Raw genomic sequence first — 14,298 nt, 5'->3', positions numbered from 1 at the left:
TAGGCTTAGATGTGTATAGCTCATGGTTGCAATCTCACTTTGGTCGGTGGATAAAAACTTTGATGCTAGCGCATCTAGGTCTTTTTTTCACCTTGCATTTGGTATTGCACTTCATGTGTTAATCTAAGATATCAAAAACCTTGCATTCTAATTAATGGCTTATGTGACTTATGAAATTTGCTCTATCGACTCTGTCTAATTCAGTCATGATGTTTACACTCATGGCCTTGGCTGCTTCTAATCTTGCAAGTGCAAACGAAAATGATATTGAGTCCCCAAACCAAGTAACGCCAATCAATGATGCTGACAACCAAAGCAATATTCAAAAAAGCTATGCCAAAAATAAAACCATTGCCACCAATAGCGAAATAGAAATATCTCAGCAACAGCCTAATTTAAAAACGCTAGTGGACCCAACCACTCATAAAAATATCGATAGTAGCTATTCATTAGAAGTACCTAGCTTATTGAGTCTTGAACAAGCACAGAATATTTTACTGCAAGTCTCACCCAAATTAGCAGCCAATCAAGCTGCGATTGCTTCAAGTGAATATCAAACAGATGCTCTCGATACGTTAGACAACCCGCTTGTATTTGCACGAGTGTCAGCTACGGCTTACAACTTGGACACCGATCTTGATTTATCGTCACTCAAAAGCGGTGTTGTCAATGAGGCTGACAGCCTAGCACCTTATTTTCCAAATCTGCCGAATTTGGGCGAATTGGCTGATGAGCGCATCCCTGATTCTTATGAGTTAAAACGTTCAGGTTCAACATCGGGTGCAGGAGTCGGCGTATTATGGCCTATTTATACTGCCGGACGCACCACAGCATTGACTAGTGCTTCTGAGGCGCGTACCCAAGAAGCCATCGCAGACAGCTTATTAGATAAGAACGAGCTATATAACACCTTAATTGAACGATACTTCAAAGCGCAATTGGCCATCATTGCCGCTTATCTGCGCGAAGATGCTTATGACACACTTCAGCAAACGGATCATATGGCCCAGCGACTGTTTGAAGAAGGCTTTATCTCGCGTGTGGATCGTCTAGAAGCACAGTCTGCACTGGCAGATGCAAAAAGCGAATCTGTCAATGCTAATAACGATGCACGACTTGCAATGATGGCTTTGCAGCGCCTATTGCGTACGGAATACCGTATCAAACCCACAACACCACTATTCGTTTCTAGTCGTCCTCTGCCAGATGTCACGTACTTTCAAGATTTAGCGCTTGCCAATCATCCAGGCCTACAAAAAGTCGCTGCCAAACGTAAACAAGCAGAGCAGTTACATGCATTATCTGATACTGGTTATAAGCCTACAGTGATGTTGTATGGTTATGGACAAGTCGAGAAGGATCCCAGTTGGGTCGCCGGTATCTCCGCAAGCTGGAAGCTATGGGGCGGGCTAGACAAAACGGCATCGCTGGCATCAAGTAATGCCAAAATACGCCAAGCTGATCTTTCTGAGATCGAAGTCAGTGACAACCTATTATTACTGGTCGAAAAAAACTGGCACGACGTCAATAATGCTCAGTCACGTTATCAGGCGTTACAAAGCAATGTTGATCTAGCGGCTGAAGTATTACGCTTGCGACAGTTAGGGCTACAAGAAGGTGTCAACACGCCGATTGAGGTCGTACAAGCACAAACACAGTCACTAAAAGCCCGTACTGAACAAGCACAAGCAGCAAATAGTTACGTGCAATCACTGGCTGCGCTGATGCAAAGCTGTGGCACGCCATTAGCTTTTAACACCTATCTCAACGCAGCTGATATTCAATTGCCAACTTTATATACTGAGTAATGATTTAACGTCATAAGGCATACTGATAAATATTTATACTGATTATCATAAAGCTGCCAATTGATACACTCATCTTACTGTGAACAAATAAAATATTTTATGAAAAAACTGACGTTTAAATCTGTAGTTGGCTGGCTACAGCCTTTATTGAAAACGTGGCGTATCGCAAACACTTCTAATGTTTGGGCACACTGCGCGAGCGTAGGTTTTTTTGGGTTTTTATCAATTTTTCCAGTAATGGCAGTATTTGTGCTGCTATATGGTCTTGTATTTTCGCTCACTGAGATGCAAGAACAGATTGCAATTTTGCGTCCGTTTGTACCTGATACGGTATACGAAGTCCTCAATTCACGCCTAAGCGATCTGGTTTCTAGTACTGCATCTACACTGACTGTCAGTCTTATTGTATCGACTTCATTTGCTCTTTATGCTGGCTCTAAAGGCATCAAATCGTTAATCGTTCTTGTCAATCTTGCTTTTCATATCACGCAAGAGCGTGGCTTTATACAAAGTACCATTCGATCAGTTGGCTTGACCTTCGCCGCAGTTGTAATATTAATTATAACAATCTCCTCTATCGCTATCATTCCATTAGCGGCAGCCTACTTTCCCTTCCCTCAAATTGCTAAGACAATTGCACTTTGGAGCAGGTGGCCTATATTGACTGGTATCATCTTTTTAAGCTTTTTGGGCTTTTATCGCCTAGCCCCTAACCGTGGCGCAGTCGCACTAAAGAAACTAGTGCCAGGCTCAGCGCTAGCAACCATTCTTTGGATTATATTGTCTGTACTATTTTCAATTTATGTCCAAAACTTTTTCAATTTATGTCCAAAACTTTAACAACTATAGTGCTGAGTTTGGCGCACTATCAGCTGCCGTGGTCATTATGCTGTGGCTTTATTATTCAGCATTTATTGTCGCTTTTGGAGCTATCTTTAACTCTGAAGCCATAGAAGATGCCAAACCTTATGCTACTCGAGTGTACTAGGGCGTGTCCTAGTCATCAATTTTTCACCTCTACTCTTCGCTTTATTGCTTTAGGAACCTCACCGTCATGACTGAATCTACCAACGAATCAGGCGACTCACGCAAAGTAAACGACTCAGATAGCTCTACTGAATCAAATAATGGTCAGCATGAGCAAACACCGATTGATTCTAATATTGACAACGCGAGTGCTAACGCAGAGCAAACCGTGCCGCCTTATAAACGCGAGGCAATAAAAACTGACAAATCTGCCCTAATCAAAAAAGCCATCCTAGCACTGATTATTCTCATTGTGCTGGGTATGGTTGCTTATGGTTTGTATAAGAGCAGTCAACACAGTGAGCCCGAGGCCATTACCTTGCAAGGGCAAATGCAAATGCAGCAAACCTCTATCGCTGCAAAAGTACCTGGACGCATATCAAAAATCTTAGTCACTGAAGGCGATACTGTTACCATCGGTCAGCAGCTTATTGAAATGGACTCACCTGAGATTAATGCCAAAATTAATCAAGCACGTGCTGGCAAACAAATGGCACAGAGTCAGTTAGATAAAGCAGAAAACGGTGCTCGCCCACAAGAAATCGCTCAAGCAAAGGCAGCATGGCAAGCCAACAAAGCAGGTTCTGATTTGGCAGAAAACACCTATCGACGGGTCAATCGTCTGTATGAAGAAGGACTAATGGCACGGCAAAAACGAGATGAAGCTTATGCCCAATATCTGGCCACCCAAGACCAAACTGAAGCGGCGCTATTGCAATATGACCTAGCGTTAGAAGGCGCACGCACTGAAGATAAATTAGCCGCCACAGCGCAAGTCGCGCAAGTCGATGCAAAACTGGACGAAGCACTGGTTGCAAAAGAAGAAGCCAACTTAAAAAGCCCTATCGCTGGTATCGTAGATGACGTTATTGTCAATGCCGGTGAAGTCATTGGAGAAGGTGTTCCTCTACTGACGTTGGTCGATACCAGTGATCAGTGGGTCGTACTCAATGTCACAGAAACCTATTTAAACCAACTAGCAATCGGGCAAAAATTCACAGGTACGATACCAGCATTGTCATCAGTGAATAAGCCTTATACTAAAGAGTTTACCGTCTATGCCACGTCAACCTTATCTGACTTTGCAACTTGGCGCCCAACCAACAATGATGACGGCTTTGATGTGCGTACCTTTGAGGTGAAAGCGCGTCCTACCACTCCAGACGCCCGTATTCGTTCGGGCATGAGCGTGGTTGTGAGCATTGATTCAGCGTCTACTAACACTAAGAATCAAGAGTAAGCCATGAGCCTGACCAAGTTAAGTGAGGCTTTTTTTCGTAGTGCTGCGTACGAGCGACGATTTTTGTCCAAAAACTCGTGGGACTTGGCGATGGTGATTTGGATACCATTAGCAACTGTGCTATTGATTTGGTGGATATTTTCTCATACGCAAATTACAGACTTGCCTATCGGAGTGATCGACCAAGACAATGGTCCTGTTGCCAATACTGTTGTGCGTTATTTAGAAGCCAGTCCTACCTTGATGGTCAAGCAGCTTTATACTTCAGAAGCTGTGGCAGAAAAAGCCATTTTGCAGCGTGATATCTATGCCGTTGTTATTATTCCTGAAGATTTCTCTCGTAATATTTTATCTGGCAAGCCTGCCCCTTTAATATTGCAAGTGAATGCTCAGTACGGTACACATTCAGGCATCATCCAAACTGGTGTTCAAGCCGTTACTGGCACGTTATCGGCTGGTGTTGAGATACAGCGTTTGGTCAAGCAAGGCGTGGCACCATCACAAGCAGTGATTGCCTATTCGCCGATTAGTATACAGCGTATCAGTCTATTCAACACCGCAACTAACTATCAGCAGTTTTTAGCCTCAACGGTGATTCCCGCACTACTACATATTTTAGCAATGGTCATCGGAGCAACGACGATAGGACGTGAGCTGCGTGATAAAAACATAGGCCATTGGTACGACTTTATTACTAATAAAAAAACAGATACAGCTCATGAAGATACTCAACCTAGACAGGCTAGCTTCTCTGTACTGTTATTCGGTTTATTGGGCAAGTATTTTTGGCCCATGATGGCTTATAGCATCTGGTCAATGCTTGCTGTTTGGTTCGCTGCACCACAAGACGTTATTGCTATTGGCTCAGTGATTGCTACTTATGTCGGTCTGCTTTTACTAATGATGCTGTCATTTCTTATTGGTGCCATCTTAACCCTAAATTCGTTTTCTTTACGCATGGGCTTATCGTCTACTGGTTTTATTTCTGCCCCTTCTTATGCCTTTGCAGGTGTCACTTTTCCGTATATTGCTATCAGTGATAATGCCAAGCATTGGTCAGACGTGCTACCACTCACACATTATTTAAAGCTACACATTGCACAATTACAGATGAACGCCCCTGTGGCTGTGTCATTACCGATTGTCTATGGCCTCACAATTGCGACGACCATTACGATGATCTTGACGACGCTATTGACCAAACGTGCATTGGCACATCCAGAACGCTGGGGAGCACGCTAATGTCATTGTTACCAAAACAAAATCCGTCTTCTATGGCTGAACACTCAACACTGCAAGCAACATCCCCAACATTTTGGGATGGGTTCTTGGAGACTTTTAAAGGCATATTTTCTGATAAAGGTGTGCTGTTACTATTGATGATTGCACCTATTATTTATGGCTTTTTTTATCCTTGGCCATATTCGACCGAGGTAATCGATCATGTGCCCGTTGGTATCATTGACTATGACAACAGTAACCTATCACAAACTGTCGTACGTTATGCCAGTGCCAGCCCGCAGCTAGATACTAAGCGGTTTCTCAATGAGCAAGATGCCAAACGGGCCATTTGGGCAGATGAAATCGCTGGATATATGGTGATTCCGAGTGGCCTTGAGCAGCAAGTACTCTCTGGAAAATCAGCGAGCGTCAGTGTATTAGGCAATGGCGGTTATTTTCTATTGAATAAAAATGTTCAGATGGGATTTTTGAAAGCCGTTAGCACCGTATCAGCTGGTATCGAGATTAAGAAGAACGTAGCACAAGGTGTGTATCCAGTAACCGCAAAAGCAAACACTCAAGCGGTACCCTTACAAATCATTCCTTTATACAATCAAACAGAAGGCTATGGCGCGTACATCGTGCCAGCGGTTTCTATTCTAATTTTACAGCAAACACTTTTGATGTCGACGACGATGCTGATTGGAACATGGTATGAGCAGCGTCGGCACATGAGTAGCATCCGTGGCTGGCTTGGTCGTATTTCAGCGCTAAGTGCGTGTAGCTTTGTGATCGGCTGCTTTTATTATGGCTGGGCGTTTGAGCTTCATCACTATCCGCGCGGACAAAACATGCTCGGCAGCTTGTTATTTCTACTAATATTCTGCCCAACAGTTGCAACTCTCGGCTGCGTACTCGGATTATGGTTTCGTCAACGTGAACGCGGTATGCAAATTCTTATTTTTAGCTCGTTGCCGATGTTTTTTATCAGTGGCTATCCGTGGCCTGCAAACCAATTGCCAGAATTTTTACAGATCATTCGTTGGTTAATACCGACGACACCAGCCATCAACACTTCTGTACAGCTAAACCAAATGGGTGCCAGTGTATCCCAAATCTCTACTGGGCTGTATGCACTCGCCGCTTTATGGATATTCTACTTTATATTACTCTTGCTCATTCGCTGGTATACCACTATGAAGCAGCATAAAACCATTTCATAACATGGAGTAAGTGGTTTAATAGGCCTGTTTTATATTGATAAACCAGCTATCAAAAAAGCGCCTGCTAATATTAGCAGGCGCTTTTTTGATTTATACAATATAAATAGGCGATGATTTAAAAAACTCGATTCAAACCATTCAATGCCGCGACACGGTACGCTTCGGCCATCGTTGGGTAGTTAAAGGTGGTGTTCACAAAATACTCAAGCGTATTATTACTCTTACACTTCATAACGGCTTGACCAATATGAATAATCTCTGACGCATGATTGCCGTAGCAATGGATACCCAAGATCTCTAGCGTATCACGATGGAACAAAATCTTTAATACGCCTGAACGCTCACCGATGATTTGCGCACGTGCCAGATGCTTAAAGAATGCTTGACCCACTTCATAAGGAACTTTTTCATCCGTCAGCTCTTGCTCTGTTTTACCAATACAAGAGATTTCAGGAATGGTATAGATACCAGTCGGCACACTAGATACTGGCTCGGCATCATCATCACCTACCATAAAGGCAGCAGCGCAGCGACCTTGGTCATAAGCGGCAGATGCCAGAGATGGCCAACCAATCACGTCACCAGCAGCGTAGATGTTTTTAATATCAGTGCAATATGTGTCGTCAACTTTCAACTGACCGCGGCTATTGGCTTTCAGACCAACCGCTTCTAAGTTCAGACCTTCGGTATTACCTGAGCGACCATTGGACCATAGAATGGCATCAGATTTGATTCTCTTACCACTCTTTAGATGTAAGACCACATAATCATCGTGCGTTTCAAGATGATCAATCTCTTCATTACTACGGATCAGCACACCAAATTGTCTAAAATCATGAGCGATAGCATCGCTGATTTCGCTGTCCAAATAATTGAGCAGCTGATCTTGGTTATTGATTAAATCAACCTTGTAACCCAAACCAGTAAAGATAGACGCATACTCACAACCAATTACGCCTGCACCATAAATGATGATTTTTTTGACCACATAATCCATTTGCAGAATTTTATCAGAATCAAAAACGCGTGGATGATCAAAGTCTAGAATATCAGGACGGTAAGGACGGCTACCAACGGTAATAATCGCTTTGTTAAAAGTAATGGTTTCAAAAACATTGTCATCGGTTTCAATACGTAATGTATGGGCATCGATAAAGCTGGCCCAACCGTGAATCACTTCAATGCGGTTGCGCTCATAAAAACGCGTGTGCGTATTAACTTGACGACGTATTACTTGACGCGCCTTGGCCAACACTTCATTTAGGGGTACTTGCTTATATTCCATCGCCTTAGTAAACATCGGGTCACGGCGGAAGTTAATTAAGTTAAATACTGATTGGCGTAGCGCTTTACTTGGAATCGTGCCTACATGAGTAGAGTTACCACCTACTTGATCACGTGGATCAACGACCGCTACTCTTTTGCCAGACTTAGTCAGTTTCATAGCAGCCGCTTCACCAGCAGGACCTGCTCCTAAAACAACTGCGTCATATTCGTATGCATGGTTGTCGCTTTTTAGACGACGTGAATCTTTGGTAAAACCAGATTTGATATCAATTCGTGTGTCATCGAGAGGATTCACAAGATCAGGGTGATGCATCACATCATCAGTGACTTGCTCATGGGTTTGTTCAATTTTTTGTTGTTTGTTTTTTCCGACAGTGTGCTCAGGATTAGGCGCGTGACTACTTGCTTTATTAGATACTTCAGTATGGCTTTCTTCACCGATATCATTAGTTGCATCGCTTGGTTTTTTAGTTCCCATCGTATCCTCTTTATATGTACTTATTGGTTTGATATTTAGGTCATGAACGAATCAAAATTTGAGTGAGTTAGTATCACCGTACTAAGGCATTCCTACCATACGTTGTGAGACAATGTTTTGCAATGTCCAATAGCCATTAGGACTTTGTTCTGCTTCATCGATTTGCGGGCGGGCACTGATCACGTATTCAGTACCAAGCGTTGGCTCAAAACCCTCAATCCAATCATAAGGAACTTCAAACATGCTACCGTCTTTGCTAGATTTGGCAAGCAAGCACTGCATCGGTAATTCCGAAGCACAGGCCACACGGTTTGGCATGATGGTTAGCATTTGCGCATCACCTAAGACAATGGTTGGTACATAGCGCGGCTCAGGGACTGGTTGACGTGACGTCTGACAGGCTGTCAATAATGTCGCTACGCTTAAAAAACTGGCTAATAATAAAGGGGTCTTGCTAGACTTATAAGCTAAACTCATAATATTCTCTATAGGATAATGAGGTTGTATTAAATGACGATATTAATAATGGTATAAACAATCTTCAAGGGTTAAACAGTTAATGTTTAATTGAGTTTTATCAATCTTTAACCAATACGACGTTTCAGACCTGTCATTTGTAGAATACGAGTGGCAATTTCTTCAACAGACATCTCGGATACATCCAAGCTGGGGATGCCATGAGTGATATAAATCCCTTGTATCGCACGCTGCTCCTGCTGGCATTGCTGATAACTAGAATAACGACTACCCGCGCGGCGCTCTTGGCGGATTTTCACCAAACGATCTGTATCAATAAGCAGACCAAACAATTTGTCTTTATGCTCACGCAATGCTTTTGGTAATTGATTGTCGTACAAATCATCTTCAGTCAAAGGATAATTGGCTGCTCGAATACCAAACTGTAACGCTAAGTATAGTGACGTTGGGGTTTTACCAGAGCGTGACACCCCAACCAAAATGATATCCGCCGCATTATAATGACGGGTACGTGCGCCATCATCGTTATCTAAAGCAAAATGCACTGCGTCAATACGCTCTTTATAGGTCTCAGAATCAACATTATCATGGGCATGACCTGAGTGCCCATCAGGCTCTACACCGGTCTCTTCCGCGACTCGCCCAATCAAACCCTCATACATATCCAAGTTACAACTTTGTGCTGCGTTGATTTTTTCACGAATCTCAGGGTTGACTATCGTATCAAACACCAAAGGTAGTAAACCATCTCGTTGATAGGCCATATTGATTTGCTCAACCGTATCTTCCGCACGCTCAAGGCTGTCCACATAAGGCAACACTCTGGTTTCAAAAGGTACCGAAGCAAACTGACTCAAAATAGCACGGCCCAATGTCTCAGCCGTAATTGCTGTCCCATCTGAGATAAAAAATGCGGTTCTAACAGCTTGTGAGCTGTCTAAGTTTAATGCATGCCGGTTTTGAATAGTGGACTTCACTTGTTCAGTAGGGTTGTTTGAGTACATACGTTGGCACCTCAATTGGAAACACAATGATAATCTTTTTTTGGCTTATATTTTTCATACTACTCTAGGACGTGTCTTCATTTTAAAAATAGTGATAAAAATGATCGTCAAACAAGGAAAATCGCGCAGATAGTATCGGGATATGAACCGGCTATTTGACGATATTTATTCCGTTTAGATGACTATCGAGTGAATTGAAGCCATCCCCTAGACATATTTAGCGCCTATATAAATCAGCCTTGATATTCAATATATATGCAATAACAGACCTACATTATTTATGCCCTACATTATACGCATAATAGCGGCTTAATAGAAATTAATGTTACAGATGCGTACTTAGAAACCAATATAAAAGCCAACTCTATCTCTAGAACATACTGAGATTAGCGATTCTTTCACCAAACCCGTTATAACACCTTGGTAATTGTATAACTTCAATATTTAGAGTCTGTTTCATACCAATAAAGCGAGCGAATAAACACTCTATAAATAGTAAGATGTGTTTGATATTCGATCATGGCACTAACAGAGAGTATTTGTGAATGTTTAACACGTCCTAAACAAAACGATATTCATACCCTGTTCGATTGAACTAAAAATGACTATTACACACCTATATAAGCACGAAGTTTCTAAAACACACACCATCTATCTGTAATAGTCCTTGAATTGGCTATTTATAGTCTCATTTAGGGTTGTCAGACGGGGATATATTGGCTTTTTTCGATATTTTTACGCTAGCGTAGAAAGTAAGTTTTTCGAAAAGCTGCTCAAAATTATGTAGTAAACTCCATAATTTGTCTGTTTTTAACAATTTTTTTGATTTAACCCCTCGAAATTGTCCTAATATAGCGGTATAATCCACCGTTATAATCCTTACTAAATAACCTTATTTTCTGGAGTTATCATGGCAGCGCAATCTACAGCACTTGTAATCAATCTAGATCAGCTAGGAAAAGACGATATTGATATGGTCGGTGGTAAAAACGCCTCATTAGGCGAAATGATCAGCCATTTATCTGATTTAGGTGTCAGTGTTCCAGGCGGTTTTGCCACCACTTCAAATGCGTTTAACCGCTTTTTGAACGAAACAGGTTTGCTAGAAAAAATCAATAATGAGCTAAAAACATTAGACGTAGATGATGTTAACAAGCTTGCAGAGACTGGCAAAAAAATTCGTACTTGGATTATTGAGCAAGAACTACCAAAAGATCTTGAACAAGAAGTTCGTGAGTCATTTGAAGCAATGAGCGGCGGCGAAGACATCGCTGTTGCCGTACGTTCTTCTGCAACTGCTGAAGATTTACCAGATGCTTCATTCGCAGGTCAGCAAGAGACATTCCTAAACATTCGCGGTATTGATAACGTCCTAATCGCTATCAAAGAAGTGTTTGCTTCTTTATACAATGATCGCGCAATCTCTTATCGTGTACACAAAGGCTTTGAGCACGAAGGTGTTGCACTATCTGCCGCTGTACAACGCATGGTTCGCTCAGAAACTGGTGCGGCTGGTGTAATGTTCACGCTAGATACCGAAAGTGGTTTTGATCAAGTGGTATTTATCACATCAAGCTACGGCCTAGGTGAAATGGTCGTTCAGGGCGCGGTTAATCCAGATGAATTTTATATATCAAAGCAGTTGTTAGCCAATGGTAAGCCGTCAGTTATTCGCCGTAATCTAGGCAGCAAGCATAAGAAAATGATTTATGGTGACGAAGGTAGTACAGCTAAATCTGTGAAAACTGTCGATGTTGAAAAACAAGATCGCCTGCAATTCTCACTATCTACTGAAGAGCTAACCTCTCTTGCTAAACAAGCGGTAACGATCGAAAAACATTATGGCCAAGCGATGGATATCGAATGGGCTAAAGACGGCGACACCAATGAGATATTTATCGTTCAGGCACGCCCTGAAACGGTTAAGAGCCGCCAAGACAGCAATGTCATGGAGCGTTACATCATTGATACTACCGACGCAAAAATACTATGCGAAGGCCGCTCAATCGGTCAACGTATCGGTTCAGGTAAAGTGCGTATCGTTAGCAACCTAAACGAGATGGACAAAGTACAAGACGGCGATATCCTCGTATCAGACATGACGGATCCTGACTGGGAGCCAGTCATGAAACGTGCCTCTGCCATCATCACCAACCGTGGTGGTCGTACTTGTCACGCGGCTATTATCGCACGTGAACTAGGTGTTCCAGCTATCGTTGGTTGTGGTAACGCAACTGAGCTATTGGTTGACGGTCAAGATGTGACTGCTTCTTGTGCCGAAGGTGATACTGGTTTTATTTATGAAAGCCAAATTGACTTTGAAGTGCAAACCAACTCTGTTGAAACGATGCCAGAGCTAGCATTTAAAGTAATGATGAACGTCGGTAACCCAGATCGCGCTTTCTCATTCACCCAAATGCCAAACGAAGGCATTGGTCTTGCTCGCCTTGAGTTCATCATCAACCGTATGATTGGTGTGCATCCAAAAGCACTATTGAACATGAATACGTTGCCACGTGAAATATCACAAGCCATCCAAGAGCGTATCGCCGGTTATGCCTCACCTGTTGACTTCTATGTTGATAAATTGGTCGAAGGTATCTCAACCTTAGCGGTTGCCTTTATGAATCAGCCAGTTATCGTTCGTATGTCAGATTTCAAATCAAACGAATACGCTAACTTGTTGGGCGGTAAATTATACGAGCCATCAGAAGAAAACCCAATGCTTGGTTTCCGTGGTGCAAGTCGTTATGTATCTGACAACTTCCGCGATTGCTTTGAACTTGAGTGTAAAGCACTAAAGCGTGTCCGTGATGACATGGGACTGACCAACGTCGAGATTATGATTCCATTCGTGCGTACGATTGGCGAAGCCAAAGAAGTCATCGAGCTACTAGAGAAAAATGGTCTAAAGCGTGGCGAAAACGGTTTGCGTGTTATCATGATGTGTGAACTACCAACCAATGCACTATTGGCAGATGAATTCCTAGAGTACTTCGATGGTTTCTCAATCGGTTCTAACGATTTGACTCAGTTGACCCTTGGTCTAGATCGTGACTCAGGTATCGTCTCACATCTATTTGATGAACGTGATCCTGCTGTTAAGAAGCTGTTAACTATGGCAATCGATGCCTGCCGTAAGCAAAACAAATATGTCGGTATCTGTGGTCAAGGTCCATCAGACCATCCAGATCTTGCTTATTGGTTGATGGAACAAGGTATCAACTCAGTGTCATTAAACCCTGACTCAGTACTAGATACTTGGTTCTTTTTAGCTGGTGAAGAAACCAAATAAGCCGTAACGTCAAGTCACAGCGGTAATTCACACCATTATTAAAGATACACTTATTAGGGTCTATTTGAAAAATATTAAATAGACCCTAATATTATGTATTATAAAATGTGATGTAAGACATGACTAACTATGTAGGCAATTATGCAGATTTTCCTTGCTCGAAATAACGTACAAGCCGGTCCATACAGTTTGGATCAGCTCAATATTATGTTGGCCTCTGGTGAAGTACTGCTAGATGATTTAATGTGGCATGAAGGCTTAGACCAATGGCAGCGTGTCGGCAACTTGACCAACAACCAAACGGTTTATCGACCCGCTACCATTAGCCGCCCAGATACCAATGACTCTATTATCAATAACGTCACTGTATTTCCTGAAGATAAAGCCAGTGATGGTGAGGACAGACAATCTGTATCGTTAGATAGACTGTATGGCAAGCCTGAACGTCCAAAAGTCACTGATAAAGATGCGAATATGACAACCAACCGTCATCACACACCGCATCATAATGTGTCATTAAATAAAACGGCTAGCAGTAAGAATATTTCAGCTCAAGATAAAGTTCTTGGTAATGTTGTTCTTGCGCCTATCATGTCGCGAGTATTAGCAACGGCACTTGATTGGCTACTTTTAATCATGTCATTTTTGCCATTAATGCTAGCTATAAACAAGTTGGATGGCATACCTACAGATTTACAGAATATGGATGAGATGGTTAAATATTCTTTAAGTGTTGCTGAAAGTATTCCTCATGCTACGCAGCTCATATCAAATGCTATGGTTTTTGGTCTTATCGCTTTGCAATTACTTTTTATTATCTTACGAGGTCAGTCGTTAGGCAAACTAATTACTGGTATTCGTGTGGTCGACCAAACAACTCATCGTTTGCCTTCTTTTGTCAAATTGGTTGTGATACGCACGCTTGTATTAGCACTAATCTACATCCCTCTTTCTACTTCATTTATAGTATTCATACCTTTAGCTATTCATTATTACATGGCTTCAAAAAGCCCTCAAAACATTGGTTGGCATGACAAACTGGCCAGCACATTGGTAGTGAAAGCAGAGAGTAATCAGTTAGCAAAAGAACCAAAAATAAAATAACCATTCGTTAAGTTTGGTTATGAGCAACGTGTCTGATAACCCTTATAAAAAAGCAGCGTATTATCGTTGCTTTTTTTTGTTATAGTCAGATGACCACAAAAATGTTATAAAATAAATCAACTAAACGATTACCAC

At 42.1% G+C, this 14,298-nt stretch carries 11 protein-coding genes; 8 read left to right on the top strand and 3 right to left on the bottom strand.

Annotated elements, in window-relative coordinates; all coding sequences use genetic code 11:
- Positions 1–170 precede the first annotated feature (170 nt).
- From EI164_RS10155 to EI164_RS10130, 6 genes are all read left to right on the top strand, one after another.
- A complete protein-coding gene (locus EI164_RS10155; protein ID WP_192519849.1) occupies positions 171–1,808 on the top strand; it encodes a TolC family protein in 1,638 nt (545 codons plus the stop codon).
- Positions 1,809–1,907: 99 nt separating this feature from the next.
- The gene (locus EI164_RS10150; RefSeq protein ID WP_192519848.1) at positions 1,908–2,648 is read left to right on the top strand and encodes a YihY/virulence factor BrkB family protein; all 741 of its coding nucleotides are present in this window, start codon (positions 1,908–1,910) and stop codon (positions 2,646–2,648) included.
- Complete coding sequence (locus EI164_RS17500; protein WP_192519847.1) at positions 2,611–2,796, top strand: YhjD/YihY/BrkB family envelope integrity protein; 186 nt, start codon at positions 2,611–2,613, stop codon at positions 2,794–2,796. Before EI164_RS10150 ends, EI164_RS17500 begins: the two co-directional genes overlap by 38 nt.
- 66 nt (positions 2,797–2,862) lie before the next feature.
- On the top strand, positions 2,863–4,074 hold the full coding sequence (locus EI164_RS10140) for an HlyD family secretion protein (protein ID WP_192519846.1): 1,212 nt from the start codon (positions 2,863–2,865) through the stop codon (positions 4,072–4,074).
- 3 nt (positions 4,075–4,077) lie between these two features.
- Complete coding sequence (locus EI164_RS10135) at positions 4,078–5,316, top strand: ABC transporter permease (protein ID WP_192519845.1); 1,239 nt, start codon at positions 4,078–4,080, stop codon at positions 5,314–5,316.
- Positions 5,316–6,518, top strand: coding sequence for an ABC transporter permease (locus tag EI164_RS10130; RefSeq protein ID WP_192519844.1), 1,203 nt, complete (start codon positions 5,316–5,318; stop codon positions 6,516–6,518). Before EI164_RS10135 ends, EI164_RS10130 begins: the two co-directional genes overlap by 1 nt.
- Before the next feature lie 115 nt (positions 6,519–6,633).
- On the opposite strand, the gene sthA is transcribed toward EI164_RS10130, so the two are convergent.
- The 3 genes from sthA to EI164_RS10115 form a co-directional block, all read right to left on the bottom strand.
- Positions 6,634–8,283, bottom strand: coding sequence for a Si-specific NAD(P)(+) transhydrogenase (sthA, locus tag EI164_RS10125; protein ID WP_192519843.1), 1,650 nt, complete (start codon positions 8,281–8,283; stop codon positions 6,634–6,636).
- An 81-nt stretch (positions 8,284–8,364) separates the two neighbouring features.
- Positions 8,365–8,760, bottom strand: a complete 396-nt coding sequence (locus tag EI164_RS10120; protein WP_192519842.1) for a DUF4377 domain-containing protein — start codon at positions 8,758–8,760, stop codon at positions 8,365–8,367.
- A 107-nt stretch (positions 8,761–8,867) separates the two neighbouring features.
- A complete protein-coding gene (locus EI164_RS10115; protein WP_225739221.1) occupies positions 8,868–9,764 on the bottom strand; it encodes a pyruvate, water dikinase regulatory protein in 897 nt (298 codons plus the stop codon).
- Positions 9,765–10,674: 910 nt separating this feature from the next.
- On the opposite strand from EI164_RS10115, the gene ppsA reads away from it, so the two are divergent.
- Both ppsA and EI164_RS10105 read left to right on the top strand, forming a co-directional pair.
- Positions 10,675–13,059 (top strand): phosphoenolpyruvate synthase, encoded by a 2,385-nt coding sequence (ppsA, locus tag EI164_RS10110; RefSeq protein WP_192519841.1) that lies wholly within the window; start codon positions 10,675–10,677, stop codon positions 13,057–13,059.
- A gap of 141 nt (positions 13,060–13,200) precedes the next feature.
- Positions 13,201–14,163 carry an RDD family protein gene (locus tag EI164_RS10105; RefSeq protein WP_225739220.1) on the top strand — a complete coding sequence of 321 codons (963 nt, stop codon included), beginning with the start codon at positions 13,201–13,203 and terminating at the stop codon, positions 14,161–14,163.
- The last annotated feature ends 135 nt before the right edge of the window (positions 14,164–14,298 follow it).

It is taken from the genome of Psychrobacter sp. FME13 (assembly GCF_014861395.1).
Classification (GTDB): Bacteria; Pseudomonadota; Gammaproteobacteria; order Pseudomonadales; family Moraxellaceae; genus Psychrobacter.
Note: the sequence above shows the minus strand (reverse complement) of the source record. Positions and strands in the feature narration are given on the sequence as shown.